The organism is Streptomyces sp. NPDC053427 (assembly GCF_044544985.1).
Classification (GTDB): Bacteria; Actinomycetota; Actinomycetes; order Streptomycetales; family Streptomycetaceae; genus Streptomyces.
The window spans coordinates 372,793-395,967 of sequence record NZ_JBITYA010000006.1 but is presented as its reverse complement, the minus strand read 5'-3'; the positions used below and the strand labels follow the sequence as shown (position 1 = coordinate 395,967).

Genomic DNA, 23,175 nt, shown 5'->3' with positions numbered 1-23,175 from the left:
GCCGTAGGGGCGTAACTAGGCGCTGTACTCGTCGGCGTTCCTCGGCTCCACGCTCTGGACCATGCCGCTCAGCACCAGCGAGCGGTTGTCGAAGCGCTCGGTGTCCACGCCGTTCTCCTTCAGGACGCTCATGGCGGCGGAATGCACGACCCGCAGCACCGGGGTCGCGGCGCGCAGCGCGTCGTCGGCCATGAAGCGGTGCCGCCAGGGCTTGTCGGCCCAGACATGGCGCAGGCCGAACGGCTCGGGAAGGGTGAGTTTGCCGCCCAGGAAGTCCAGGACCGGCGGGAACCAGGTGAGCGGGGCGCGGGCGGCGAGGCGGACGACCTCGCCCGCGTCGATCAGCGGGAGCGTGACCTTCTTGGTCTCCCAGAACCTGACGGTCTTGGCGACGTCCTTGGTCTTGGGCTCCGGCTTGCTCGTGAAGAGGCCGTTGACCGGGCCGAGGGCGTGACCGGTCACCTCGATGCGCAGCGTCTCGTGCAGAACCGTGACCGTGATCATCAGCGTGAGCACCAGCTGGCCGTCCCACAGGACGAACTGGACGCCCAGATAGTGGCGGTTGCCGGCGCCGAACTGCTGCTCGTTGCAGATGCGCTCTATCTCGTGCCCGCGGATCTGGTACGCGTCGGTGTCCGTGCCGTCCGGGCGGGAGACCGCGCCGGCCTTCTCGCCGACCGGTGAGACGATCCAGTGGCGCACCGAGGGGGCCGGGAAGCCGCCGGTGTGCAGAGGGGAGCGCTCCAGCAGGCGCAGCTTGTCGTGGATCACCCGGACGACGTCCCAGCTGCGGAACGGATGGATCTCGACGCCCTCCTGGGCCGGCCGCAGCTCCTCGGCGAGCTGCCAGCTGCCCCAGCGCGTGCCCATGCCGAGTATCCCCTTGGGGCCGGCGTAGAAGACGACATTGCTCTGCTGCTCGGCGGAGACTTTGGCGAGATTCTGACGGAGCGTCTCGGCGGCGGTCTGGTTCGGGTCCTGGGGCACCGCCTCGGGAATCTTGGCGGCCACCCCGCCGCCCTCGAGCAGCCCCTTCCAGGCCTCCCGCATCGTCACCGCGGCCTTCTCGCTGATCTGCTTGGCCCACCACCAGCCGACCACCGGGGCGATGACCATGGCGCGGACGTACAGCGGCCACAGGCCGTTCAGCGGCAGCTTGACCATGAAGAACAGGGCGGCGCCCGCCAGCACCACCAGCAGCGCCCCGCCGAGCAGGGAGAGGCCGCCGCTCTCGCCGTCCTTGGACAGCATCTTCTTCAGCTGGAAGACGCCCAGCCACAGCAGCACGCCGGGCAGGAACAGCAGGCCGAACAGGACCATGATCAGGGTCAGTTTGGCGTCCCGCTGCTTGCGCAGCCGCGTGGCGGACAGGCAGTGCTCGACGATGGTCTGCGGTTCCGTCCCGAAGGACTGGATGAGCGCCTTGCGGCCGCCGCCGAGCATCCGGACCTGGACCGCGCGCGCGAACGCCTCGCCGAGGTTGGGCGCGAACAGCGACAGCTTCGGCTTCTTGATCTCGGACTTGCCGGAACCGGAGTCGGCCTCGGAGATCTTGGAGAGCAGACAGTCGCGATAGGCGGCCGAGGCCAAAGCCTGGGTCGCCGCCGTCTGCCCGGCGCCACCGGCGATCGGTACCTGCGCCCCCGGGCTGAAGTCAAAGCCGTCTGCCACTACCGCCCCCATCACCGCGCGCATCCGATGATGCGGCTCTTTCCCGACTACCGCTCACGGCACACCTGCTGAGCCGGTGACCTCCGCATCTCAGCGTACAGCCGCCGTCCAGCCCAAGGGGGTTGAGCCGGACGGCGGCTGACGCACCGTCGACTATGCGCCGTTCTCGGCCTCCTCCCGCACCTTGCCGGCCAGCTGCGGCGGCATCGGCTCATGCCGTACGTAGACGCGGGTGAAGCGGCCGGTGCCGTGGGAGAGCGAGCGCAGATCGACGGCGTACCGTCCGAGCTCGATCTCGGGGACCTCGGCGCGTACGAGGGTGCGGCCCGCCCCGGACTGCTCGGTGCCCACCACCCGGCCGCGCCGCCCGGACAGATCGCTCATCGCGGGGCCGACGAAATCGTCCGGAATGAGCACGGCCACCTCGGCCACCGGCTCCAGCAGATCGATCCGGACGCCGGCGGCCGCCTCGCGCAGCGCCAGCGCCCCGGCCTTCTGGAAGGCGGCGTCCGAGGAGTCGACGGAGTGCGCCTTGCCGTCGAGCAGCGTGACGCGGATGTCGACGAGCGGATGCCCGACGGCGACCCCGCGCGCGGCCTGGGCGCGCACGCCCTTCTCCACGGACGGGATGAACTGCCGGGGCACCGCGCCGCCCACCACCTTGTCGACGAACTCGATGCCGGAGCCGCCCGGCAGCGGATCGACCGTGATCTCGCAGATCGCGAACTGGCCGTGCCCGCCGGACTGTTTGACATGGCGGCCGCGCCCGGACGTGGCCTCGCCGAAGGTCTCCCGCAGCGCCACCTTGTGCGGGACCGCGTCGACCTGCACGCCGTAGCGGGAGCGCAGCCGCTCCAGCGCCACATCGACATGCGCCTCGCCCAGACACCACAGCACCATCTGATGGGTGTCCGGGTTGTGTTCCAGGCGCAGCGTCGGATCCTCCGCCACCAGGCGGGCCAGGCCCAGCGAGAGCTTGTCGTCGTCGGCCTTGCTGTGGGCCTCGATGGCGACCGGGAGCAGCGGATCCGGCATCGTCCACGGCTCCATCAGCAGCGGAGCGTCCTTGGCCGACAGGGTGTCGCCGGTCTCGGCCCGGGTCAGCTTCGCCACGCACGCCAGATCGCCGGCGATGGCCCGGGACAGCGGGCGCTGCTGCTTGCCGAACGGCGCGGTCAGCGCGCCGATCCGCTCGTCGACGTCATGGTCCTCGTGCCCGCGGTCCTCCATGCCGTGCCCGGAGACGTGCACCGTCTCGTCGGGGCGCAGCGTGCCGGAGAAGACCCGTACCAGCGAGACCCGGCCGACGTACGGGTCGGAGGAGGTCTTGACCACCTCGGCCGCGAGCGGGCCGTCGGGATCGCAGGTCAGCGCCGGGCAGGGGGAGCCGTCGGTGCCGGTCACGGCCGGTGCCTCACGCTCCGCGGGCGTCGGGAAGCCGCCGGTGATCAGCTCCAGCAGCTCGATGGTGCCCAGGCCCTGCTTGGCGCCGTCGGAGGGCGGGGCGGCGGCCAGTACGGGATGGAAGGTGCCCCGGGCGACCGCCGTCTCCAGATCCCCGACGAGCGTCTTGATGTCGATTTCCTCGCCGCCGAGGTAACGGTCCATCAAGGACTCGTCCTCGCTCTCGGCGATGATCCCCTCGATGAGGCGGTTACGGGCCCGCTCGATCAGCGGGAGCTCGTCCGCCGTCGGTGCCCGCTCGGTACGGGTGCCGGAGGAGTGGTCGAAGACCCGCTGGGAGAGCAGGCCGATCAGGCCCTCCACGGGGGCGTGGCCGTCGGCGCCCGGGGTGCCGTACAGCGGGAGGTACAGGGGCAGCACGGCATCGGGATCCTCGCCGCCGAAGGTGTCGCGGCACAGCCGGGTCATCTCTTCGAAGTCGGCGCGGGCCGCCTCCAGGTGGGTGACGACCAGGGCGCGCGGCATGCCGACCGCCGCGCATTCGTCCCAGACCATCCGGGTCGCCCCGGCCACCCCGTCGGCGGCCGAAACGACGAAGAGGGCCGCGTCCGCTGCCCGCAGACCGGCCCTCAACTCCCCGACGAAATCGGCGTATCCGGGGGTATCCAGAAGATTGATCTTGATGCCGCCCCAGTCGACCGGGACCAGGGAGAGCTGTACGGAACGCTGCTGCCGGTGCTCGATCTCGTCGTAGTCCGACAGACACGCGCCGTCCTCGACGCGGCCCGCCCGGTTGACCGCGCCGGATGCCAGCGCGAGGGCCTCGACCAGAGTGGTTTTTCCCGAGCCGCTGTGGCCGACCAGCACCACATTCCGCAGGGCGGTGGGCCGGTCGGCCGTGGGTGCCCTTCCGGCGGCTCCCGGGTGTGTACTCGACTTCTCGCTCATGTGTCTCGCCTCCAGGTCGACACTTTGCGGTGATTCGAGCTTTCCACCGAGGTCACCATGCGTCCATACATGGCACAACGGGCGCACCCGGATCCCGCCGTTTACCATGCGCCCGCGAGCGCCCCGAGGCGCACGCCGACGGCCGTGCGCCCTGCGTGGCACCCGGCGCCGCGATGCGTTCGTGGTCGCCGGTGGCCGCCTGGCTACGATGGGCCAGCCGGTGGCCTCTTGACCGCGCGGCCCGTATCGACCTCCGGGAAGGCCATGCTGAACAAGTACGCGCGTGCTTTCTTCACGCGTGTTCTCACACCGTTCGCCGCCCTGCTCATCCGCCTGGGGGTCAGCCCGGACGCGGTCACCCTCGTCGGGACCGGCGGCGTGGTGGCCGGCGCTTTGATCTTCTACCCGGAGGGCGAGTTCTTCTGGGGCACGATCGTCATCACGCTGTTCGTCTTCTCCGACCTGGTCGACGGCAACATGGCGCGGCAGCTGGGCCGCTCCAGCCGCTGGGGCGCCTTCCTCGACTCCACCCTCGACCGGGTCGCCGACTCGGCGATCTTCGGCGGGCTGGCCCTGTGGTACGCCGGAGGCGGCGACGACCTGCTGCTCTGCGCGATCGCGATCTTCTGCCTCGCCAGCGGCCAGGTGGTCTCGTACACCAAGGCGCGCGGCGAGGCGATCGGGCTGCCGGTGAACGTCAACGGCCTCGTCGAGCGCGCCGAACGCCTCGTCATCACGCTCGTGGCCTGCGGTCTCTCCGGACTGCACGCCTTCGGCGTGCCCGGCCTCGAGATCCTGCTGCCGATCGCGCTGTGGATCGTCGCCCTCGGCAGCGCCGTCACCCTCGGCCAGCGTGTGGTGACGGTACGCCGCGAGTCGGCCGAGGCCGAGGCTGAGGCCGAGGCCGTCGTACACGGGGGGAACGGCGCATGAGGACCGTCACCGACAAGCTCACCGACGCCCTGTACGGCCTGGGCTGGAGCGCCGTGAAGAAGCTGCCCGAAGGGGTCGCCACGGCGCTCGGGCGGCGGATCGCCGACACGGCCTGGAAGCGCCGCGGCAAGGGCGTCCTCCGCCTGGAGGCGAACCTCGCCCGCGTCGTCCCCGACGCCTCCCCGCAGCGCCTCGCCGAGCTCTCCCGGGCCGGCATGCGCTCGTACATGCGCTACTGGATGGAGTCCTTCCGCCTGCCGTCCTGGAGCAAGGACCGGACAAGGAACGGCTTCGCCCCCGAGGACGTGCACCATCTCGTGGACGGCCTCGCCGGCGACCGCGGCGTCATCCTGGCCCTCCCGCACATGGGCAACTACGACCTCGCCGGCGTCTGGGTCACCACCAAACTCGACACCCCCTTCACCACCGTCGCCGAACGCCTCAAGCCCGAATCCCTCTACGACCGCTTCGTCGCCTACCGCCAGGGCCTGGGCATGGAGGTGCTGCCGCACACCGGCGGCGCCGCCTTCGGCACCCTCGCCCGCCGGCTGCGGGCCGGCGGCCTGGTCTGCCTGGTCGCCGACCGCGATCTGTCCAGTTCCGGCATACCGGTGAAGTTCTTCGGCGAGGCGACGAAGATGCCGGCCGGCCCCGCGATGCTCGCCGTACAGACCGGCGCGATGCTGCTGCCCGTCACCCTCTGGTACGACGAGGGCCCCGTCATGCGCGGCCGCGTCCACCCGGAGATCGAGGTCCCCGAAACCGGCACCCGTACCGAAAAGGCCGCCCAGATGACCCAGGCGCTCGCCGACGCCTTCGCCTCCGGCATCGCCGACCACCCCGAGGACTGGCACATGCTCCAGCGTCTGTGGCTCGCCGACCTGGAGCCGCGCGAGACGCCCGGCGCACCGGCCGCCGGAACGGAGACGGCATGAAGATCGGCATCGTCTGCCCGTACGCCTGGGACGTCCCCGGCGGCGTCCAGTTCCACATCCGCGACCTGGCCGAGCACCTGATCCGCCTGGGCCACGAGGTCTCCGTCCTGGCCCCCGCCGACGACGAGACCCCGCTGCCCTCGTACGTCGTCTCCGCCGGCCGCGCCGTCCCGGTCCCGTACAACGGCTCGGTCGCCCGTCTCAACTTCGGCTTCCTCTCCGCTGCCCGGGTCCGCCGCTGGCTGCAGAACGGCGCCTTCGACGTCATCCACATCCACGAACCGGCCTCCCCCTCGCTCGGCCTGCTCTCCTGCTGGGCGGCCCAGGGCCCGATCGTGGCGACCTTCCACACCTCCAACCCGCGCTCCCGGGCCATGATCGCCGCGTACCCGATCCTGCAGCCCGCGCTGGAGAAGATCAGCGCCCGGATCGCGGTGAGCGAGTACGCCCGCCGCACCCTCGTCGAACACCTCGGCGGCGACGCGGTGGTCATCCCCAACGGCGTGGACGTCGACTTCTTCGCCCGCGCCGAGCCCGAGCCCGCATGGCAGGGCAGGACCCTCGGCTTCATCGGCCGCATCGACGAGCCCCGCAAGGGCCTGCCCGTCCTGATGAAGGCGCTCCCCGCGATCCTCGCCGAGGTGCCCGACGCCCGCCTCCTGGTGGCCGGCCGGGGCGACGAGGAAGAAGCGGTCGCGGCCCTGCCCCCCGCAATGCGCTCCCGGGTCACCTTCCTCGGCATGGTCACCGACGAGGACAAGGCCCGCCTCCTGCGCAGCGTCGACCTCTACGTGGCTCCCAACACCGGCGGCGAGTCCTTCGGCATCATCCTCGTGGAGGCCCTGTCGGCCGGCGCGCCCGTCCTGGCCAGCGACCTGGACGCGTTCGCCCAGGTCCTCGACCAGGGCGAGGCCGGCGAACTCTTCGCCAACGAGGACGCGGACGCCCTCGCCGCCGCCGCCGTACGCCTCCTGAACGACCCGGCCAGACTCGCCGAACTCCGCGAACGCGGCGCCAAGCACGTACGCCGCTTCGACTGGTCGACGGTCGGCGCCGACATCCTGGCCGTCTACGAAACGGTGACCGCGGGCGCCGCCTCGGTGGCGACGGACGAACGGGTGGGCCTGCGGGCACGGTGGGGCCTGGCCAGGGACTGAGGCCCCGCGCGGCGGGAACAGCCCGCCGCGGGCTGAACGGCGGGCGGGCCGCCGCGTCCGGGTAACGTGACGGCCCGTGACCACCCTGATCTGGATCGCCGTCGCGATCGTCCTCATCGGTATCTACCTGAGCTGGACGGCCGGCCGCCTCGACCGCCTGCACGCCCGCATCGACGCGGCCAAGGCGGCCCTCGACGCCCAGCTGCTCCGGCGGGCCTCGGTCGCCCAGGAGGTGGGAACCTCCGGCGTCCTCGACCCGGCCGCCTCGATCGTGCTCTACCAGGCCGCCCACGAGGCCCGTCAGGCCGAGGACGACCACCGCGAGGTCGCGGAGAGCGAGCTCAGCCAGGCGCTGCGCGCGATCTTCGCCGAGGACGCCCAGCTGGAGGCCGTACGCGAGGCGCCCGGCGGTGAACGGACGGTCACCGAACTCACCGCGGCCGTGCGCCGCGTCCCGATGGCCCGCCGCTTCCACAACGACGCGGTACGGGCCGCCCGGGCCGTCCGGCGCCACCGCCTCGTCCGCTATCTCCGGCTCGCGGGCCATGCGCCGTTCCCGCTGGCCTTCGAGATGGACGACGAGCCGCCGGCGGTCCTGGACGACCGCTCGGCGGGCGGCTGACAATGGGAACACCGGAGGCGGAGCGGGCCGCGAAGGCGGGAGAGGCCAGGAGGGCCAGGAAGGACGGCGGCCACCGGCCGGCAGGCCCGCGGCCCACGTCTTACGGCCATGCGACGCCAGGCCCTCACGAGCCACCCACCTTGAATTGGCCCTTTCCCTCGCCCGCACGCAAACGGTTGTGTGGTCAACACGCATAACCACCCGCAATCAGTGAGGTCAACCGTGTCCAGCACGCCCACCACGCCCCAGAACCCCGAGACCGGAACCGCGCGCGTCAAGCGCGGGATGGCCGAGCAGCTCAAGGGCGGCGTGATCATGGACGTCGTCACGCCGGAAGAGGCGAAGATCGCCGAGGACGCGGGCGCCGTCGCCGTCATGGCCCTGGAGCGGGTCCCCGCCGACATCCGCAAGGACGGCGGCGTGGCCCGTATGTCGGACCCCGACATGATCGACGGCATCATCGACGCCGTCTCCATCCCGGTCATGGCCAAGTCCCGCATCGGCCACTTCGTCGAGGCCCAGGTCCTGCAGTCCCTCGGCGTCGACTACATCGACGAGTCCGAGGTCCTCACCCCGGCCGACGAGGTCAACCACTCCGACAAGTGGGCCTTCACCACCCCCTTCGTCTGCGGTGCCACCAACCTGGGCGAGGCGCTGCGCCGGATCGCCGAGGGCGCCGCCATGATCCGCTCCAAGGGCGAGGCCGGCACCGGCAACGTCGTCGAGGCGGTCCGTCACCTGCGCCAGATCAAGGGCGAGATCGCCAAGCTGCGCGGCTGCGACAACAACGAGCTGTACGCCGCCGCCAAGGAGCTGCGCGCCCCGTTCGAGCTGGTCAAGGAGGTCGCCGAGCTCGGCAAGCTGCCGGTCGTGCTGTTCTCCGCCGGTGGCGTGGCCACCCCCGCCGACGCCGCGCTGATGCGCCAGCTCGGCGCCGAGGGCGTCTTCGTCGGCTCCGGCATCTTCAAGTCCGGTGACCCCGCCAAGCGCGCCGCCGCGATCGTGAAGGCCACCACCTTCTACGACGACCCCAAGGTCATCGCGGAGGTCTCCCGCAACCTGGGCGAGGCCATGGTCGGCATCAACTGCGACACCCTCCCCGAGGCCGAGCGCTACGCCAACCGCGGCTGGTAGGACGTAGGAACAGGGACGTAAGAACGCAGATGAGTACCCCCACCATCGGTGTGCTGGCCCTCCAGGGCGACGTCCGCGAGCACGTCAAGGCGCTCGCGGACGCCGGTGCCCAGGCGCGGCCGGTGCGCCGCCCCGAGGAGCTGGCCGAGGTCGACGGCCTGGTCGTACCGGGCGGCGAGTCCACCACGATGTCCAAGCTGGCCGTCGTCTTCGGCATGCTCGAGCCGCTGCGCGCGTTCGTCGCGGCCGGGAAGCCGGTCTACGGCACCTGCGCCGGCATGATCATGGTCGCGGACAAGCTGCTGGACGCCCGGGACGACCAGGAGACGTTCGGCGGTGTCGACATGATCGTGCGCCGTAACGCCTTCGGGCGGCAGAACGAATCCTTCGAGGCGGCCATCGAGGTCGCCGGCATCCCCGGCGGACCGGTCGAAGGCGTCTTCATCCGGGCGCCCTGGGTCGAGTCGGTCGGCGCCGCGGTCGAGGTCCTGGCGACGTACAACGGGCACACCGTGGCCGTGCGGCAGGGTAACGTCCTCGCCACGTCCTTCCACCCGGAGCTCACCGGCGACCACCGCGTTCATGCGCTGTTCGTGGACATGGTGCGTCACGCCGTGTGACGTGGCCCCGGTAGGATCGATGGCGTTCGTTTCGGAATTGGGTTACGCGAAGGAGACAGGCGGATGTCCGGCCACTCTAAATGGGCTACGACGAAGCACAAGAAGGCCGTGATCGATGCCAAGCGCGGCAAGCTCTTCGCGAAGCTGATCAAGAACATCGAGGTCGCGGCGCGCACCGGTGGCGCCGACGTCGAGGGCAACCCGACCCTCTTCGACGCCATCCAGAAGGCGAAGAAGAGCTCGGTGCCGAACAAGAACATCGACTCCGCGGTCAAGCGCGGTGCCGGTCTCGAAGCGGGCGGCGCCGACTACGAAACCATCATGTACGAGGGTTACGGCCCCAACGGTGTCGCGGTGCTCATCGAGTGCCTCACCGACAACCGCAACCGCGCCGCCTCGGACGTCCGCGTCGCGATGACCCGCAACGGCGGTTCGATGGCCGACCCGGGCTCGGTGTCCTACCTGTTCAACCGCAAGGGCGTGGTGATCGTCCCCAAGACCGGGCTGTCCGAGGACGACGTGCTCGGCGCGGTCCTGGACGCGGGCGCTGAGGAGGTCAACGACCTCGGCGAGTCCTTCGAGGTGCTCAGCGAGGCCACCGACCTGGTCGCGGTCCGCAGCGCGCTCCAGGAGGCCGGCATCGACTACGACTCGGCCGACGCCAACTTCGTCCCGACCATGCAGGTCGAGCTGGAGGAAGAGGGCGCGCGCAAGATCTTCAAGCTGATCGACGCGCTGGAGGACAGCGACGACGTGCAGAACGTCTTCGCCAACTTCGATGTCTCGGACGACGTCATGGCCAAGGTCGACGCCTAGGCCGACAGCGCGCGGCGGGCCGGACACCACGCGGCCGGGCCGCATCCGTTCGCACGACGGGCCGACGGGGACACCCCCGTCGGCCCGTCGCGTTGTCGGTGCCACTTGATTGTCAGTGCCACCCGATACTGTGCTGAGCAGGGGATCTCCGTCCCCCCATGGGGGAGCGGCGGGCCGAAACGGTACGGCACGGCACGGTAAAGCACGGTACGGACGTTCGGACGTACGGGCACGAGGGGAGGGCACCGTGAAGGTGCTCGGGGTGGACCCGGGGCTGACGCGCTGCGGCGTCGGTGTGGTCGAAGGCGTGGCCGGACGGCCGCTGACCATGGTCGGCGTCGGCGTCGTGCGCACGCCCGCGGACGCCGACATCGCGCACCGCCTCGTGCTGATCGAGCGCGGCCTGGAAGAGTGGCTGGATACCCACCGACCCGAATACGTCGCCGTGGAGCGGGTGTTCAGCCAGCACAACGTCCGCACGGTCATGGGCACCGCCCAGGCCAGCGCGGTCGCCATGCTGTGCGCCGCCCGCCGCGGGCTGCCGGTCGCGCTGCACACCCCCAGTGAGGTCAAGGCCGCCGTCACCGGATCGGGCCGGGCCGACAAGGCGCAGGTCGGCGCGATGGTCACCCGGCTGCTGCGGCTCGACGCACCGCCCAAACCGGCCGACGCCGCCGACGCCCTGGCGCTGGCCATCTGTCACATCTGGCGCGCCCCCGCGGTCAACCGCCTCCAGCAGGCGCATGCCGCGGCCCGCCGCGCCGCTCCCGTACGCACGCTGAAGGGCAACCGATGATCGCTTTTGTCTCCGGCCCGGTCGCGGCCCTGGCCCCCGACACCGCCGTCGTCGAGGTCGGCGGCATCGGCATGGCCGTCCAGTGCGCACCGAACACCCTGTCCGGGCTGCGCATCGGTGAGCACGCCAGGATCGCCACCTCCCTGGTCGTCCGCGAGGACTCCCTGACCCTGTACGGCTTCGCCGACGACGACGAGCGCCAGACCTTCGAGCTGCTGCAGACCGCCAGCGGCGTCGGGCCCCGGCTCGCGCAGGCCATGCTGGCCGTGCACTCCCCGGACACGCTGCGGACGGCGGTCGCCAACGGCGACGAGAAGACGCTGACCGCGGTGCCCGGTATCGGCAAGAAGGGCGCCCAGAAGCTGCTGCTGGAGCTCAAGGACCGGCTCGGCGCGCCGGTGGGCACCGGCCGCGCGGGCGCCGGCAGCCCCGTCACGGCCGGCTGGCGCGATCAGCTGCACGCCGCGCTCATCGGGCTCGGCTATGCCACCCGCGAGGCGGACGAGGCGCTGGACGCGGTCGCCCCGCAGGCCGAGGCGGCGCTCGCCGAGGGGACGCAGCCGCAGGTGCCCAAGCTGCTCAAGGCCGCCCTGCAGAGCCTCAACCGCGCCCGATGACCGCCGCCGGACGGGCCGCGCGCCCCCGACCGTACGACCACCCCGGCGGCCCCGCCGCCCCGACCCCGCGAGGCATTCCGCAGTGAACTGGGACGACACCGCACCGTCCGCCGCAGACGAGGCACCCACCGGCGCGCCCGACCGGCTGGTGGCGGCCGACGCCGACGGCGAGGACACCGCCGTCGAGGCCGCGCTGCGGCCCAAGGACCTGGAGGAGTTCGTCGGCCAGGAGCGGGTGCGCGAACAGCTCGACCTGGTGCTGCGGGCCGCCCGCGCCCGCGGCGCCACCGCCGACCACGTCCTGCTCTCCGGAGCCCCCGGCCTGGGCAAGACGACCCTCTCGATGATCATCGCGGCCGAGATGGGCGCCCCGATCCGGATCACCTCCGGCCCCGCCATCCAGCACGCCGGCGATCTCGCCGCGATCCTCTCCTCCCTCCAGGAGGGCGAGGTCCTCTTCCTCGACGAGATCCACCGGATGTCCCGGCCCGCCGAGGAAATGCTGTACATGGCGATGGAGGACTTCCGCGTCGACGTGATCGTCGGGAAGGGGCCGGGCGCCACCGCCATTCCCCTCGAACTTCCGCCGTTCACGCTGGTCGGCGCCACGACCCGGGCCGGTCTGCTGCCGCCCCCGCTGCGCGACCGCTTCGGCTTCACCGGCCATATGGAGTTCTACGCCCCGGCCGAGCTGGAGCGGGTCATCCACCGCTCGGCCGGCCTGCTGGATGTCGATATAGCGGCAGCGGGCGCCGCGGAGATCGCCGGACGCTCCCGCGGCACGCCCCGTATCGCCAACCGCCTGCTGCGCCGCGTCCGCGACTACGCCCAGGTCAAGGCGGACGGCGTGATCACCCGCGAGATCGCCGCCCAGGCCCTCGAGGTCTACGAGGTCGACGGCCGCGGCCTGGACCGCCTCGACCGCGCCGTGCTCACGGCCCTGCTCAAGCTCTTCGGCGGTGGCCCGGTGGGTCTGTCCACGCTGGCGGTCGCGGTGGGGGAGGAGCGCGAAACGGTGGAGGAGGTCGCCGAGCCGTTCCTCGTACGGGAAGGGCTGCTGGCCAGGACGCCCCGCGGCCGGATCGCCACTCCGGCGGCCTGGGCCCACATGGGGCTGGTCCCGCCGCAGCAGCAAGCCGGGGCGAGTGGGCAGCAGGGCCTGTTCGGGCCGTGACGGCGCGGAGACTCGCCCGGTCAGGAACTGCGGTGCGATGCTGGGCGTTGTTCCTGTGGTGGGGACTCGCTTAGACTCCGCCGATGCCGTCCGTATGGACCGGCATACCCACCCCCGTATATCAGACCGCGGAGCAGCGGTCGTGCGAAGGATTTCCGTCCCGTGAGTATCGTGACTCTCCTCCCCTTCATCGTCCTCATCGGGGCCATGTTCCTGATGACGCGGTCTGCCAAGAAGAAGCAGCAGGCGGCGCAGCAGATGCGCAACGAGATGCAGCCTGGCACCGGCATCCGGACGATCGGGGGCATGTACGCCACCGTCAAGGAAATCCACGAGGAATCTGTCCTCCTGGAGGTCGCACCGGGCGTGCACGCCATTTACGCCAAGAACGCCATCGGCGCGGTGCTCGCCGATGACGAGTACAACCGCATCCTGGACGGCGCCGACCCGATCAAGACCGACGAGCCGGTCGTTCCGGACGACGCCTCGTCGCTGACCGGTGACGTCGCGGACGAGGACACCGCCAAGGCCGAGAAGATCGACCTGGGCAAGGACGCCCCCGAGGCCGACGCCGACAAGCCGGCCGCCGAGGACGCCAAGTCCGACGACGCCGCGTCCGACGCCGATGAGGCCAAGGACGACGTCAAGGCCGACGCGGACACCGCCAAGGAGGACAAGAAGGCCGGCGGCGCCGACGCGAAGTAGTCCGCCCCGATGGAACCGCGCTGCGCCGCGCGTACGGCGCACCGCGGTTCCACGACGGTCTAGGCTCCGGCGGGGGGCACGTCCCCACAACACTTCGTGGCCGCTCGGCGACACCCGAAGCCGAGGGGTTGGACAGGGAGATACGAGAAGGTGGCAGCACCGAAAAAGGGCCGCAGGGCGCCCACGGGCCAGGGTCATCCGGGCCGCACCCTGGTCCTGATCCTGATCGCGATGATCGGGCTGGTCGGCGGGATGTTCTACTACGGCCATCTGACGCCCCGGCTGGGCATCGACCTGGCGGGCGGCACGAGCTTCACGCTGGCGGCCAAGAACCAGCCGGGCAAGCCCAACGCGATCAACGAGACCAACATGAACACCGCCGCCGGGATCATGGAGCGGCGGGTCAACGGTCTGGGTGTGTCCGAGACCGAGGTCCAGACGCAGGGCAGCGACCACATCATCGTGAACATCCCCAAGGGGACGAACGCGAAGCAGGCCCGCCAGCAGGTCGGCACCACCGCCCAGCTCGGCTTCCGGCCGGTGCTGACCACCACCGCGGGCACCAAGACCCCCGAGCAGCCCAAGCCCAGCCCCTCCAAGGGCGGCAAGAACGGTCAGGGCAAGAACGACCAGGGTGAGAAGGCCACCGGCAAGCAGGGCACCGAGCAGAAGGCCTCCGCGCCCAGCGCCACGCCCACCGCACAGGGCCGCGCCGTCACGGACTCTCTGAAGAAGGCGCCCTCCGCCAAGCCCACCCCCTCCGGCTCCCCCAAGCCGTCCACGCCGCCGGTCGGTGGCGACGAGGCGATCCCGCCGGCCCTGCAGAAGCAGCTCGCCGCGCTGGACTGCTCCACCAAGCAGGGACGGGCCGTGGCGGGCCAGCAGGCCGCCGCCGCCAAGCCGTCCGACCCGGTCGTGGCCTGCAACCAGGAGGGCTCGCAGAAGTACGTGCTCGGCCCGGTTGCCGTCGAGGGCATGGACGTCAAGGACGCCAAGGCCGTCTTCGACAGCCAGGGTGGCCAGGGCTGGATCGTCCAGATGGACTTCACGTCCGAGGGCGGCAAGAAGTTCGCGGACATCACCGGCAAGCTCGCCACCAAGGCTCCGCCGCAGAACCAGTTCGCGATCGTCCTGGACGGCGCGGTGGTCTCCGACCCGCGGGTCAGCCAGCAGCTCAACGGCGGCAGCGCCACCATCTCCGGCGGCTTCACCCAGCAGTCCGCCGAGGACCTGGGCAACATGCTGTCCTACGGCGCCCTGCCGCTCTCGTTCAAGATCGACGACGAGACCACGGTCACCGCGGCGCTCGGCGGCGAGCAGCTGCACGCCGGCCTGATCGCCGGCGCGATCGGCCTGGGGCTGGTCATCATCTACCTCGTCGCCTACTACCGGGGCCTGGCGCTGGTCGCACTGGCCAGCCTCGGGGTGTCGGCGATACTGACGTACGCGATCATGACGTTGCTCGGGCCGGCCATCGGGTTCGCACTGAACCTGCCGGCGGTCTGCGGCGCCATCGTCGCCATCGGTATCACCGCCGACTCGTTCATCGTCTACTTCGAACGCATCCGGGACGAGATCCGCGAGGGCCGCACGCTGCGCCCTGCCGTCGAGCGCGGCTGGCCCCGCGCCCGCCGGACGATCCTGGTCTCCGACTTCGTGTCGTTCCTGGCCGCCGCGGTGCTGTTCATCGTCACCGTCGGCAAGGTGAAGGGCTTCGCGTTCACGCTGGGCCTGACCACCGTGCTCGATGTCGTCGTGGTCTTCTTCTTCACCAAGCCGCTGATGACGCTGCTGGCCCGGCGGAAGTTCTTCTCCGAGGGCCACCACTGGTCCGGCCTCGATCCCAAGCGCCTGGGCGCCAAGCCGCCGCTGCGCCGCCGTCGCGGCAGCGCCCCCACCCAGACGAAGGAGGCGTGAGATGTCCAAGCTCGGAAACATCGGCGCCCGGCTCTACCGCGGTGAGGTCGGCTACGACTTCATCGGCAAGCGGAAGATCTGGTACGGCATCTCCATCCTCATCACCATCACGGCCCTCGTCGGCCTGGCGGTGCGGGGCATGAACTTCGGCATCGAGTTCTCCGGCGGCGCGGTCTTCACCACCCCGCCGACCTCCGTGTCCGCCTCGCAGGCGCAGCACGACGCAGAGTCGGCGGCCCCCGGCCATCAGGCCGTGGTGCAGAAGCTCGGCGGCAGCTCGCTGCGCATCCAGATCAGCGGCCTGGACACCAAGCAGTCGCTGCCGGTCCAGGAAGAGCTCGCCAAGGACCTGAAGGTCCCGGTCAAGGACATCAACACCCAGCTGGTCGGCCCGAGCTGGGGCGAGCAGATCGCCAACAAGGCGTGGCTGGGCCTGGGCATCTTCATGGCCCTGGTGGTGGTCTACCTGGCCATCGCCTTCGAATGGCGGATGGCGCTGGCCGCCCTGGTCGCGCTGATCCACGACCTCACGATCACCGTGGGCATCTACGCCCTGGTCGGCTTCGAGGTCACCCCGGGCACGGTCATCGGTCTGCTGACGATCCTCGGTTACTCCCTGTACGACACGGTCGTCGTCTTCGACAGCCTGAAGGAAGCCTCCAAGGACATCACCAAGCAGTCCCGCTTCACCTACAGCGAGATCGCCAACCGCTCGATCAACGGCACCCTGGTGCGGTCGATCAACACCACGGTCGTGGCGCTGCTCCCGGTCGCCGGTCTGCTGTTCGTCGGCGGCGGTGTGCTGGGCGCGGGCATGCTCAACGACATCTCGCTGGCCCTGTTCGTCGGCCTCGCCGCCGGTGCGTACTCCTCGATCTTCATCGCCACTCCGCTGGTCGCCGACCTCAAGGAGCGCGAGCCGCAGATGAAGGCGCTGGCCAAGCGGGTGAAGGCGAAGCGCGCCTCGGCGGCGGCCAAGGAGTCCGACCAGCAGGGCCCGCAGGACGGCGCCACCGGCACGTCGGACACCGAGGACGACTCCGCCGTCGTCGGCCCGCGCCACCAGCCCGCCTCCCGCAACCGCGGACGCGGCCGCCCGTCGGGCAAGCGCCGATGAGCGCCTCCGTGGCGCTGCGCGAGCTGCTGCTGAGCCGGATCGAGGACGTCCCGGACTACCCCAAGCCCGGCGTGATGTTCAAGGACATCACCCCGCTGCTGGCCGATCCGGCCGCCTTCGGCGCGCTGACCGACGCGTTCGCCGATCTGTGCGCGCGGCATCGGGTGGACAAGGTCGTCGGCCTGGAGGCGCGCGGTTTCATCCTCGCCGCCCCCGTCGCCGTACGAGCCGGCGTCGGCTTCGTCCCCGTACGCAAGGCGGGCAAGCTGCCCGGTGCGACGCTCGCGCAGGCCTACGAGCTGGAGTACGGCACGGCCGAGATCGAGATGCACGCCGATGCGCTGGCCCCGGGCGACCGGGTCCTGGTGATCGACGACGTGCTGGCCACCGGCGGCACCGCCGATGCGTCGGTGCAGCTCGTCCGCCGTGCGGGCGCCGAGGTCGCGGGCGTCGCGGTGCTGCTGGAGCTCGGCTTCCTCGCCGGGCGGCAGCGGCTGGAGCCCGGCCTCAAGGGCGCTCCGGTGGAGGCCCTGATCACGGTCTGAGCCGACCTCTCCCGGCACATCGGCAGCGGGGGCGCCCGGAAGAAATCCGGGCGCCCCCGCTGCTGTGTCATGTACGGAACCATGGCCGCGCGAGAGCGACGGCCGTGGGGTCGATACCATGGCACCCCGGCCTGTTCGTGGCCCCGGGGTCCGGAACCGCTTGAGGAGTGCTCTTGCCAGACGAGGCCCAGCCGCTCTCCCCCGGACTGCGTCCGAAGGGATCCACCGCCGCGCGCCAGGACGAGCCGAAGGCCAAGGACGCGGCGTCCCCGGCCACGCCCCGGTCCGACAAGAACGGCGCCGGGGGCAGTGACCGGCCCGGTCCGGCCTCGCAGCCGAAGCCGGGTGCCGCCGCTCCCCGGTCCGAGCCCGCCACCGGCGCAGGCGCACCCAAGCCGCCCGCCAAGGCCGAACCGGCCGGCGCGCACGCCTCCCAGGCGGCCAAGCCCGCCGCATCCGCCTCCGCGGGCCGCTCCGGCACCCCCAACCGCGTACGGGCCCGCCTCGCCCGACTGGGCGTACAGCGCTCCAGCCCGTACAACCCGGTCCTCGAACCGCTGCTGCGCGCCGTCCGCGGCAACGACCCCAAGATCGAGACCGCGACGCTGCGCCAGGTCGAGCGGGCCTATCAGGTCGCCGAGCGCTGGCACCGCGGCCAGAAGCGCAAGAGCGGCGACCCGTACATCACCCACCCGCTCGCCGTCACCACCATCCTCGCCGAGCTGGGCATGGATCCGGCCACCCTGATGGCGGGCCTGCTGCACGACACCGTCGAGGACACCGAATACGGCCTGGACACCCTGCGCCGCGACTTCGGCGACCAGGTGGCGCTGCTGGTCGACGGCGTCACCAAGCTCGACCGGGTCAAGTTCGGCGAGGCCGCGCAGGCCGAGACCGTGCGCAAGATGGTCGTCGCGATGGCCAAGGACCCGCGCGTCCTGGTGATCAAGCTCGCCGACCGGCTGCACAACATGCGCACCATGCGCTATCTCAAGCGGGAGAAGCAGGAGAAGAAGGCCCGCGAGACCCTCGAGATCTATGCCCCGCTGGCCCACCGCCTGGGCATGAACACCATCAAGTGGGAGCTGGAGGACCTCGCCTTCGCGATCCTCTACCCCAAGATGTACGACGAGATCGTGCGGCTGGTCGCCGAGCGGGCGCCCAAGCGGGACGAATACCTGGCGATAGTGACCGACGAGGTCCAGGCCGACCTGCGCGCCGCCCGCATCAAGGCCACCGTCACCGGACGCCCGAAGCACTACTACAGCGTCTACCAGAAGATGATCGTGCGCGGCCGCGACTTCGCCGAGATCTACGACCTGGTGGGCATCCGCGTCCTCGTCGACACCGTCCGCGACTGCTACGCCGCCCTCGGCACCATCCACGCGCGATGGAACCCGGTCCCCGGCCGGTTCAAGGACTACATCGCGATGCCGAAGTTCAACATGTACCAGTCGCTGCACACGACGGTCATCGGACCCAGCGGCAAGCCCGTCGAGCTGCAGATCCGCACGTTCGACATGCACCGCCGCGCCGAGTACGGCATCGCCGCCCACTGGAAGTACAAGCAGGAGGCGGTGGCCGGCGCCTCCAAGATCCGTACGGACATCCCCAAGGGTGTCGGCAAGGGCGCGGGCCAGGACACCGTCAACGACATGGCCTGGCTGCGGCAGTTGCTCGACTGGCAGAAGGAGACCGAGGACCCGGGCGAGTTCCTGGAGTCGCTGCGCTTCGACCTCTCCCGCAACGAAGTCTTCGTCTTCACGCCGAAGGGCGATGTGATAGCGCTGCCGGCCGGCGCCACCCCCGTCGACTTCGCCTACGCGGTGCACACCGAGGTCGGCCACCGCACGATAGGCGCGCGGGTCAACGGCCGCCTCGTACCGCTCGAATCGACCCTGGACAACGGCGACCTGGTGGAGGTCTTCACCTCCAAGGCGCCGGGCGCCGGACCGTCCCGCGACTGGCTCGGCTTCGTCAAGTCGCCGCGCGCCCGCAACAAGATCCGCGGCTGGTTCTCCAAGGAGCGCCGCGACGAGGCCATCGAGCAGGGCAAGGACGCCATCGCGCGCGCCATGCGCAAGCAGAACCTGCCCATCCAGCGGATCCTGACCGGCGACTCCCTGGTCACCCTGGCGCACGAGATGCGCTACCCCGACATCTCCTCCCTCTACGCCGCCATCGGCGAGGGCCATGTCGCGGCCCAGGGCGTCGTGCAGAAGCTGGTGCAGGCGCTCGGCGGCCAGGACGAGGCCACCGAGGACATCGCCGAGTCCACGCCGATCCGGCCGCGCTCCAAGCGCCGCTCCAGCGCCGACCCCGGTGTGGTCGTCAAGGGCGTCGACGATGTGTGGGTCAAGCTCGCCCGCTGCTGTACGCCGGTGCCGGGCGACCCCATCATCGGCTTCGTCACCCGCGGCAACGGCGTCTCGGTGCACCGCGCCGACTGCGTCAACGTCGACTCGCTGTCCAAGCAGCCGGAGCGGATCCTCGACGTCGAATGGGCGCCCACCCAGTCCTCGGTCTTCCTGGTCGCCATCCAGGTCGAGGCGCTGGACCGCTCCCGGCTCCTGTCGGACGTCACGCGCATCCTCTCCGACCAGCACGTCAACATCCTGTCCGCCGCCGTCCAGACGTCCCGCGACCGGGTCGCCACCTCGCGCTTCACCTTCGAGATGGGCGACCCCAAGCACCTGGGCCATGTGCTCAAGGCCGTACGGGGCGTGGAGGGCGTGTACGACGTGTATCGGGTGACGTCGGCGCGCAGGCCGTAGACGCAGACACGAAGCGGGCCCCGGTACAGGTACCGGGGCCCGCTTCGTGTGCCGCGCTCCTGCTCAGCCGCCGAACTCCTCAAGGCCCTTCAGGGCCTGGTCCAGCAGTGCCTTGCGGCCTTCCAGCTCGCGGCCCAGCTTGTCGGCCTTGGCGTTGTTGCCCGCCGCGCGCGCCGTCTCGATCTGCTTCTCCAGCTTGTCGACGGCGTCCTGGAGCTGGCCGGTCAGCCCCGCGGCACGGGCCCGCGCCTCGGGGTTCGTCCGGCGCCACTCGGTCTCCTCGGCCTCCTGGATGGCGCGCTCGACGGCATGCATCCGGCCCTCGATCTTCGGGCGGGCGTCCCGCGGGACGTGGCCGATGGCCTCCCACCGCTCGTTGATCGACCGGAACGCGGACCGCGCGCCCTTCAGGTCCGAGACCGGGAGCAGCTTCTCGGCCTCGATGGCTAGCTCCTCCTTGCGGGTGAGGTTCTCCCGCTGCTCGGCGTCGCGCTCCGCGAAGATTTCGCCGCGCGCCTGGAAGAAGATGTCCTGGGCGCCACGGAAGCGGTTCCACAGGTCGTCCTCGTGCTCGCGCTGGGCACGGCCGGCGGCCTTCCAGTCGGCCATCAGCTCGCGGTAGCGGGCGGCGGTGGTGCCCCAGTCCGTCGAGTTCGACAGCGACTCGGCCTCGGCGACCAGCTTCTCCTTGGCCTTACGGGACTCCTCGCGCTGCGCGTCCAGCGAGGCGAAGTGCGCCTTGCGCCGCTTGGAGAACGCGGAGCGGGCGTGCGAGAAGCGGTGCCACAGCTCGTCGTCCGCCTTGCGGTCCAGCCGGGGCAGGCCCTTCCAGGTGTCGACCAGCGCCCGCAGCCGCTCACCCGCCGCCCGCCACTGCTCGCTGGCGGCCAGCTCCTCGGCCTCGGCGACCAGCTTCTCCTTGGCGTGGCGGGCCTCGTCGCTCTGCTTGGCCTTCTGGGCCTTGCGCTCCTCGCGCCGCGACTCGACGGCCTCGACGAGCTTGTCCAGCCGCTTCCTCAGCGCCTCCAGATCGCCCACCGCGTGGTGCTCGTCGACCTGCTGCCGCAGATGATCGATCGCGGCGGTGGCGTCCTTCGCCGACAGGTCGGTGGTCCTGACCCGGCGCTCGAGGAGGCCGATCTCGACGACCAGGCCCTCATACTTGCGCTCGAAGTAGGCGAGGGCCTCCTCGGGAGTGCCCGCCTGCCACGATCCGACGACCTGCTCGCCGTCGGCGGTACGCACGTACACGGTCCCCGTCTCATCGACGCGGCCCCATGGGTCGCTGCTCACAGCGCCTCCTCCACATGATGCCGACGGGGGCGTGCGGCCCCCCGGCATCGTCCACAGTTTCTGTCCGGCAGAGCCGCGCCCTGACCGGTCCGACGTGCTGTCTTGCGGGCGAGGGCGGCACCCGTCGGAGCGGGCACCCTCACCCAACGCCAATCTAGGCGACCGGCGGTCGGCTGTCCGCATCCAGCACGACCGAAATTCAGCGGTTCGCCCCGCGGCGAACGGCGGAAAGCCGCATGCCGGTCAGGGCGGTCAGGATTTGGTGACGGCCGCCTTGTCGATGACGACGGTGGCGTTCGGCGCCGTGCTGCCGATTTTCGGGTCGGGGCGCGTACCGGCCGCGGCGATCTTCTTCAGGACGTCCATGCCGCCGGTGACGGTCCCGAACGGTGTGTAGTTCGGGGGCAGCGGGCTGTCCTGATAGACGAGGAAGAACTGACTGCCGCCACTGTTGCGGGTGTTGTCGTGCTTGCCGTCGTAGTTGTTGGCCATCGCGACCGTGCCCGCCGGATAGACGTCACCCTTGAGCCGGGGGTCCTTGAGGTTCTCGTCCGGGAGGGTGTAGCCGGGCGAGCCCCCGCCGGTGCCGGTCGGGTCGCCGCACTGCAGGACGTAGATCTGCTGGTCGACCAGGCGGTGGCACCTGCTGTGGTCGAAGAAGTGCTTCCCGGCCAGGAAGGCGAAGGAGTTCACGGTGTGCGGCGCCTCGGCCGCGTCCAGCTTCAGCTCGATCCCTCCGCAGGTCGTGCCCAGCTTCGCGGTGTAGGAGGCGGCGGTGTCGATGGACATGGCCGGTTCCTTCTTCCACGTCCGCTGCGAGGGTGCGCCCTTGGCGGGCTGCTCGCACGGGTCCGGGGGCGTGGTGGGCGAGGGGTCCGAGGCGGCCCGGTCGGCCTTCCCGTCGTCGCCCGCCAGCCCGGCCGAGGCGTAGGCGGCGACGCCCGCGGCGAGCACCACCGCCAGGGTGGACGCGATGATCACGTTGCGGCGCTTGGTCTTGCGCTGAGTCGCGGACCGCCGTTGCTGCTGGCGCTCGAACTTCTCCCGGGCGAGCTGCCGCCGCCGCTGATCCTTGCTGACCACCGGTCGTCTCCTTGTCTGAGCATCCGACGTCTGGGCATCTGTGCGCATCGAGGTCCGGGCATCGGGAGCTGCCGTCTGCCGTGGCCGTACCGTATACGGGTTCGCCCTGGTGGGAGTCGCGCCGGTAGGCTCTGGAGCTGCCGAGATGTTCCGGGAGCGGTCCCGCGGACCGACCTCCACCGACCTTTAAGGACGAACGTGCTGATTGCCGGGTTCCCCGCCGGGGCCTGGGGGACCAACTGCTACCTGGTCGCCCCCGCCGCAGGCGAGGAGTGCGTCATCATCGACCCGGGCCACCAGGCGGCCCAAGGAGTCGAGGACGCGGTCAGAAAGCATCGGCTCAAGCCCGTCGCGGTCATCCTCACCCACGGCCATATCGACCATGTCGCCTCGGTCGTCCCGGTGTGCGGCGCGCACGACGTCCCGGCCTGGATCCACCCCGAGGACCGCTTCATGATGAGCGACCCGGAGAAGGCGCTCGGCCGCTCCATCGGGCAGCAGCTCATGGGCGAGCTGACCGTGGGGGAGCCGGACGACGTCAAGGAGCTGACCGACGGCAGTGCGCTGGAACTCGCCGGGATGGAGTTCTCCGTCGCGCACGCACCGGGCCATACCAAGGGGTCGGTGACGTTCCGGATGCCCGAGCAGGCGGACATTCCGCCGGTGTTCTTCTCGGGCGACCTGCTGTTCGCCGGCTCCATCGGACGTACCGATCTGCCGGGCGGCGACCACGCCGAGATCCTCCAGTCGCTGGCGCGCGTGTGCCTGCCGCTGGAGGATTCCACGGTCGTCCTGTCCGGCCACGGCCCCCAGACCACCATCGGCCGCGAGCGCGCCAACAACCCGTATCTGCGGGAAGTGGCCGCCGGCCTTGGAGACGGCCTCAGTGCCCCTCCGCGACGAGGAATGTGACG

General features: G+C 70.9%; 20 protein-coding genes. 16 read left to right on the top strand and 4 right to left on the bottom strand.

All coding sequences use genetic code 11. The features are described from left to right. Window positions 1-15: 15 nt before the first annotated feature. Window positions 16-1,695 carry a hypothetical protein gene (locus ACIGWZ_RS19215; protein WP_400066100.1) on the bottom strand — a complete coding sequence of 560 codons (1,680 nt, stop codon included), beginning with the start codon at window positions 1,693-1,695 and terminating at the stop codon, window positions 16-18. Between the two features lie 129 nt (window positions 1,696-1,824). Beyond that, window positions 1,825-4,023 carry an elongation factor G-like protein EF-G2 gene (locus tag ACIGWZ_RS19210; RefSeq protein WP_400066098.1) on the bottom strand — a complete coding sequence of 733 codons (2,199 nt, stop codon included), beginning with the start codon at window positions 4,021-4,023 and terminating at the stop codon, window positions 1,825-1,827. Between the two features lie 264 nt (window positions 4,024-4,287). Between ACIGWZ_RS19210 and pgsA the strand changes: the two genes are divergently transcribed. The 15 genes from pgsA (at window position 4,288) to ACIGWZ_RS19135 (ending at window position 19,885) form a co-directional block, all read left to right on the top strand. Further along, window positions 4,288-4,956 (top strand): phosphatidylinositol phosphate synthase, encoded by a 669-nt coding sequence (gene pgsA / locus ACIGWZ_RS19205; protein WP_400066096.1) that lies wholly within the window; start codon window positions 4,288-4,290, stop codon window positions 4,954-4,956. Next, window positions 4,953-5,891, top strand: coding sequence for a phosphatidylinositol mannoside acyltransferase (locus ACIGWZ_RS19200; protein ID WP_400066094.1), 939 nt, complete (start codon window positions 4,953-4,955; stop codon window positions 5,889-5,891). The genes pgsA and ACIGWZ_RS19200 overlap by 4 nt, the downstream gene beginning before the upstream one ends. Next, window positions 5,888-7,048: a glycosyltransferase family 4 protein gene (locus ACIGWZ_RS19195; RefSeq protein WP_400066092.1), complete on the top strand. Its 1,161-nt coding sequence runs from the start codon at window positions 5,888-5,890 to the stop codon at window positions 7,046-7,048. Before ACIGWZ_RS19200 ends, ACIGWZ_RS19195 begins: the two co-directional genes overlap by 4 nt. A gap of 76 nt (window positions 7,049-7,124) precedes the next feature. Next, a complete protein-coding gene (locus tag ACIGWZ_RS19190; protein ID WP_400066090.1) occupies window positions 7,125-7,670 on the top strand; it encodes a hypothetical protein in 546 nt (181 codons plus the stop codon). 222 nt (window positions 7,671-7,892) lie between these two features. Continuing rightward, a complete protein-coding gene (pdxS, locus tag ACIGWZ_RS19185) occupies window positions 7,893-8,804 on the top strand; it encodes a pyridoxal 5'-phosphate synthase lyase subunit PdxS (protein WP_400066088.1) in 912 nt (303 codons plus the stop codon). Window positions 8,805-8,833: 29 nt separating this feature from the next. Continuing rightward, window positions 8,834-9,424, top strand: a complete 591-nt coding sequence (pdxT, locus tag ACIGWZ_RS19180) for a pyridoxal 5'-phosphate synthase glutaminase subunit PdxT (RefSeq protein ID WP_400066086.1) — start codon at window positions 8,834-8,836, stop codon at window positions 9,422-9,424. A gap of 63 nt (window positions 9,425-9,487) precedes the next feature. Next, entirely contained in the window at window positions 9,488-10,240 is a 753-nt protein-coding gene (locus ACIGWZ_RS19175; RefSeq protein ID WP_400066084.1) for a YebC/PmpR family DNA-binding transcriptional regulator, read from the top strand. 247 nt (window positions 10,241-10,487) lie between these two features. Next, window positions 10,488-11,036 (top strand): crossover junction endodeoxyribonuclease RuvC, encoded by a 549-nt coding sequence (gene ruvC, locus ACIGWZ_RS19170; RefSeq protein WP_400066082.1) that lies wholly within the window; start codon window positions 10,488-10,490, stop codon window positions 11,034-11,036. Next, the gene (gene ruvA / locus ACIGWZ_RS19165) at window positions 11,033-11,653 is read left to right on the top strand and encodes a Holliday junction branch migration protein RuvA (protein WP_400066080.1); all 621 of its coding nucleotides are present in this window, start codon (window positions 11,033-11,035) and stop codon (window positions 11,651-11,653) included. The genes ruvC and ruvA overlap by 4 nt, the downstream gene beginning before the upstream one ends. Before the next feature lie 82 nt (window positions 11,654-11,735). Continuing rightward, the gene (gene ruvB, locus ACIGWZ_RS19160; RefSeq protein WP_400066078.1) at window positions 11,736-12,827 is read left to right on the top strand and encodes a Holliday junction branch migration DNA helicase RuvB; all 1,092 of its coding nucleotides are present in this window, start codon (window positions 11,736-11,738) and stop codon (window positions 12,825-12,827) included. A 162-nt stretch (window positions 12,828-12,989) separates the two neighbouring features. Further along, window positions 12,990-13,532 (top strand): preprotein translocase subunit YajC, encoded by a 543-nt coding sequence (gene yajC, locus ACIGWZ_RS19155; RefSeq protein ID WP_400066076.1) that lies wholly within the window; start codon window positions 12,990-12,992, stop codon window positions 13,530-13,532. A 150-nt stretch (window positions 13,533-13,682) separates the two neighbouring features. After that, window positions 13,683-15,449 (top strand): protein translocase subunit SecD, encoded by a 1,767-nt coding sequence (secD, locus tag ACIGWZ_RS19150; protein WP_400066074.1) that lies wholly within the window; start codon window positions 13,683-13,685, stop codon window positions 15,447-15,449. Between the two features lies 1 nt (window position 15,450). Further along, window positions 15,451-16,566 (top strand): protein translocase subunit SecF, encoded by a 1,116-nt coding sequence (gene secF / locus ACIGWZ_RS19145; protein WP_400066072.1) that lies wholly within the window; start codon window positions 15,451-15,453, stop codon window positions 16,564-16,566. After that, window positions 16,563-17,111 carry an adenine phosphoribosyltransferase gene (locus ACIGWZ_RS19140; protein WP_400066070.1) on the top strand — a complete coding sequence of 183 codons (549 nt, stop codon included), beginning with the start codon at window positions 16,563-16,565 and terminating at the stop codon, window positions 17,109-17,111. The genes secF and ACIGWZ_RS19140 overlap by 4 nt, the downstream gene beginning before the upstream one ends. A gap of 173 nt (window positions 17,112-17,284) precedes the next feature. Further along, a complete protein-coding gene (locus tag ACIGWZ_RS19135) occupies window positions 17,285-19,885 on the top strand; it encodes a RelA/SpoT family protein (RefSeq protein ID WP_400066068.1) in 2,601 nt (866 codons plus the stop codon). Between the two features lie 63 nt (window positions 19,886-19,948). Here the strand turns inward: ACIGWZ_RS19135 and ACIGWZ_RS19130 are convergent, their stop codons facing one another. Next, window positions 19,949-21,178, bottom strand: coding sequence for a DUF349 domain-containing protein (locus ACIGWZ_RS19130; protein ID WP_400066066.1), 1,230 nt, complete (start codon window positions 21,176-21,178; stop codon window positions 19,949-19,951). Window positions 21,179-21,430: 252 nt separating this feature from the next. After that, a complete protein-coding gene (locus ACIGWZ_RS19125) occupies window positions 21,431-22,261 on the bottom strand; it encodes a peptidylprolyl isomerase (RefSeq protein ID WP_400066064.1) in 831 nt (276 codons plus the stop codon). 198 nt (window positions 22,262-22,459) lie between these two features. Here ACIGWZ_RS19125 and ACIGWZ_RS19120 point away from each other — a divergent pair, with 198 nt between their 5' ends. Then, window positions 22,460-23,173: an MBL fold metallo-hydrolase gene (locus tag ACIGWZ_RS19120; RefSeq protein ID WP_400066062.1), complete on the top strand. Its 714-nt coding sequence runs from the start codon at window positions 22,460-22,462 to the stop codon at window positions 23,171-23,173. Window positions 23,174-23,175 lie beyond the last annotated feature (2 nt).

Bases quoted from the DNA above. Each gene is read 5' to 3' on its own strand.
- ACIGWZ_RS19200 (WP_400066094.1), top strand. From the start codon at position 4,953: ATGAGGACCGTCACCGACAAGCTCACCGACGCCCTGTACGGCCTGGGC.
- ACIGWZ_RS19140 (WP_400066070.1), top strand. From the start codon at position 16,563: ATGAGCGCCTCCGTGGCGCTGCGCGAGCTGCTGCTGAGCCGGATCGAG.
- ACIGWZ_RS19195 (WP_400066092.1), top strand. From the start codon at position 5,888: ATGAAGATCGGCATCGTCTGCCCGTACGCCTGGGACGTCCCCGGCGGC.
- ACIGWZ_RS19215 (WP_400066100.1), bottom strand. From the start codon at position 1,695: ATGCGCGCGGTGATGGGGGCGGTAGTGGCAGACGGCTTTGACTTCAGC.
- pgsA (WP_400066096.1), top strand. From the start codon at position 4,288: ATGCTGAACAAGTACGCGCGTGCTTTCTTCACGCGTGTTCTCACACCG.
- ruvA (WP_400066080.1), top strand. From the start codon at position 11,033: ATGATCGCTTTTGTCTCCGGCCCGGTCGCGGCCCTGGCCCCCGACACC.
- ACIGWZ_RS19210 (WP_400066098.1), bottom strand. From the start codon at position 4,023: ATGAGCGAGAAGTCGAGTACACACCCGGGAGCCGCCGGAAGGGCACCC.
- ACIGWZ_RS19175 (WP_400066084.1), top strand. From the start codon at position 9,488: ATGTCCGGCCACTCTAAATGGGCTACGACGAAGCACAAGAAGGCCGTG.
- secF (WP_400066072.1), top strand. From the start codon at position 15,451: ATGTCCAAGCTCGGAAACATCGGCGCCCGGCTCTACCGCGGTGAGGTC.
- pdxT (WP_400066086.1), top strand. From the start codon at position 8,834: ATGAGTACCCCCACCATCGGTGTGCTGGCCCTCCAGGGCGACGTCCGC.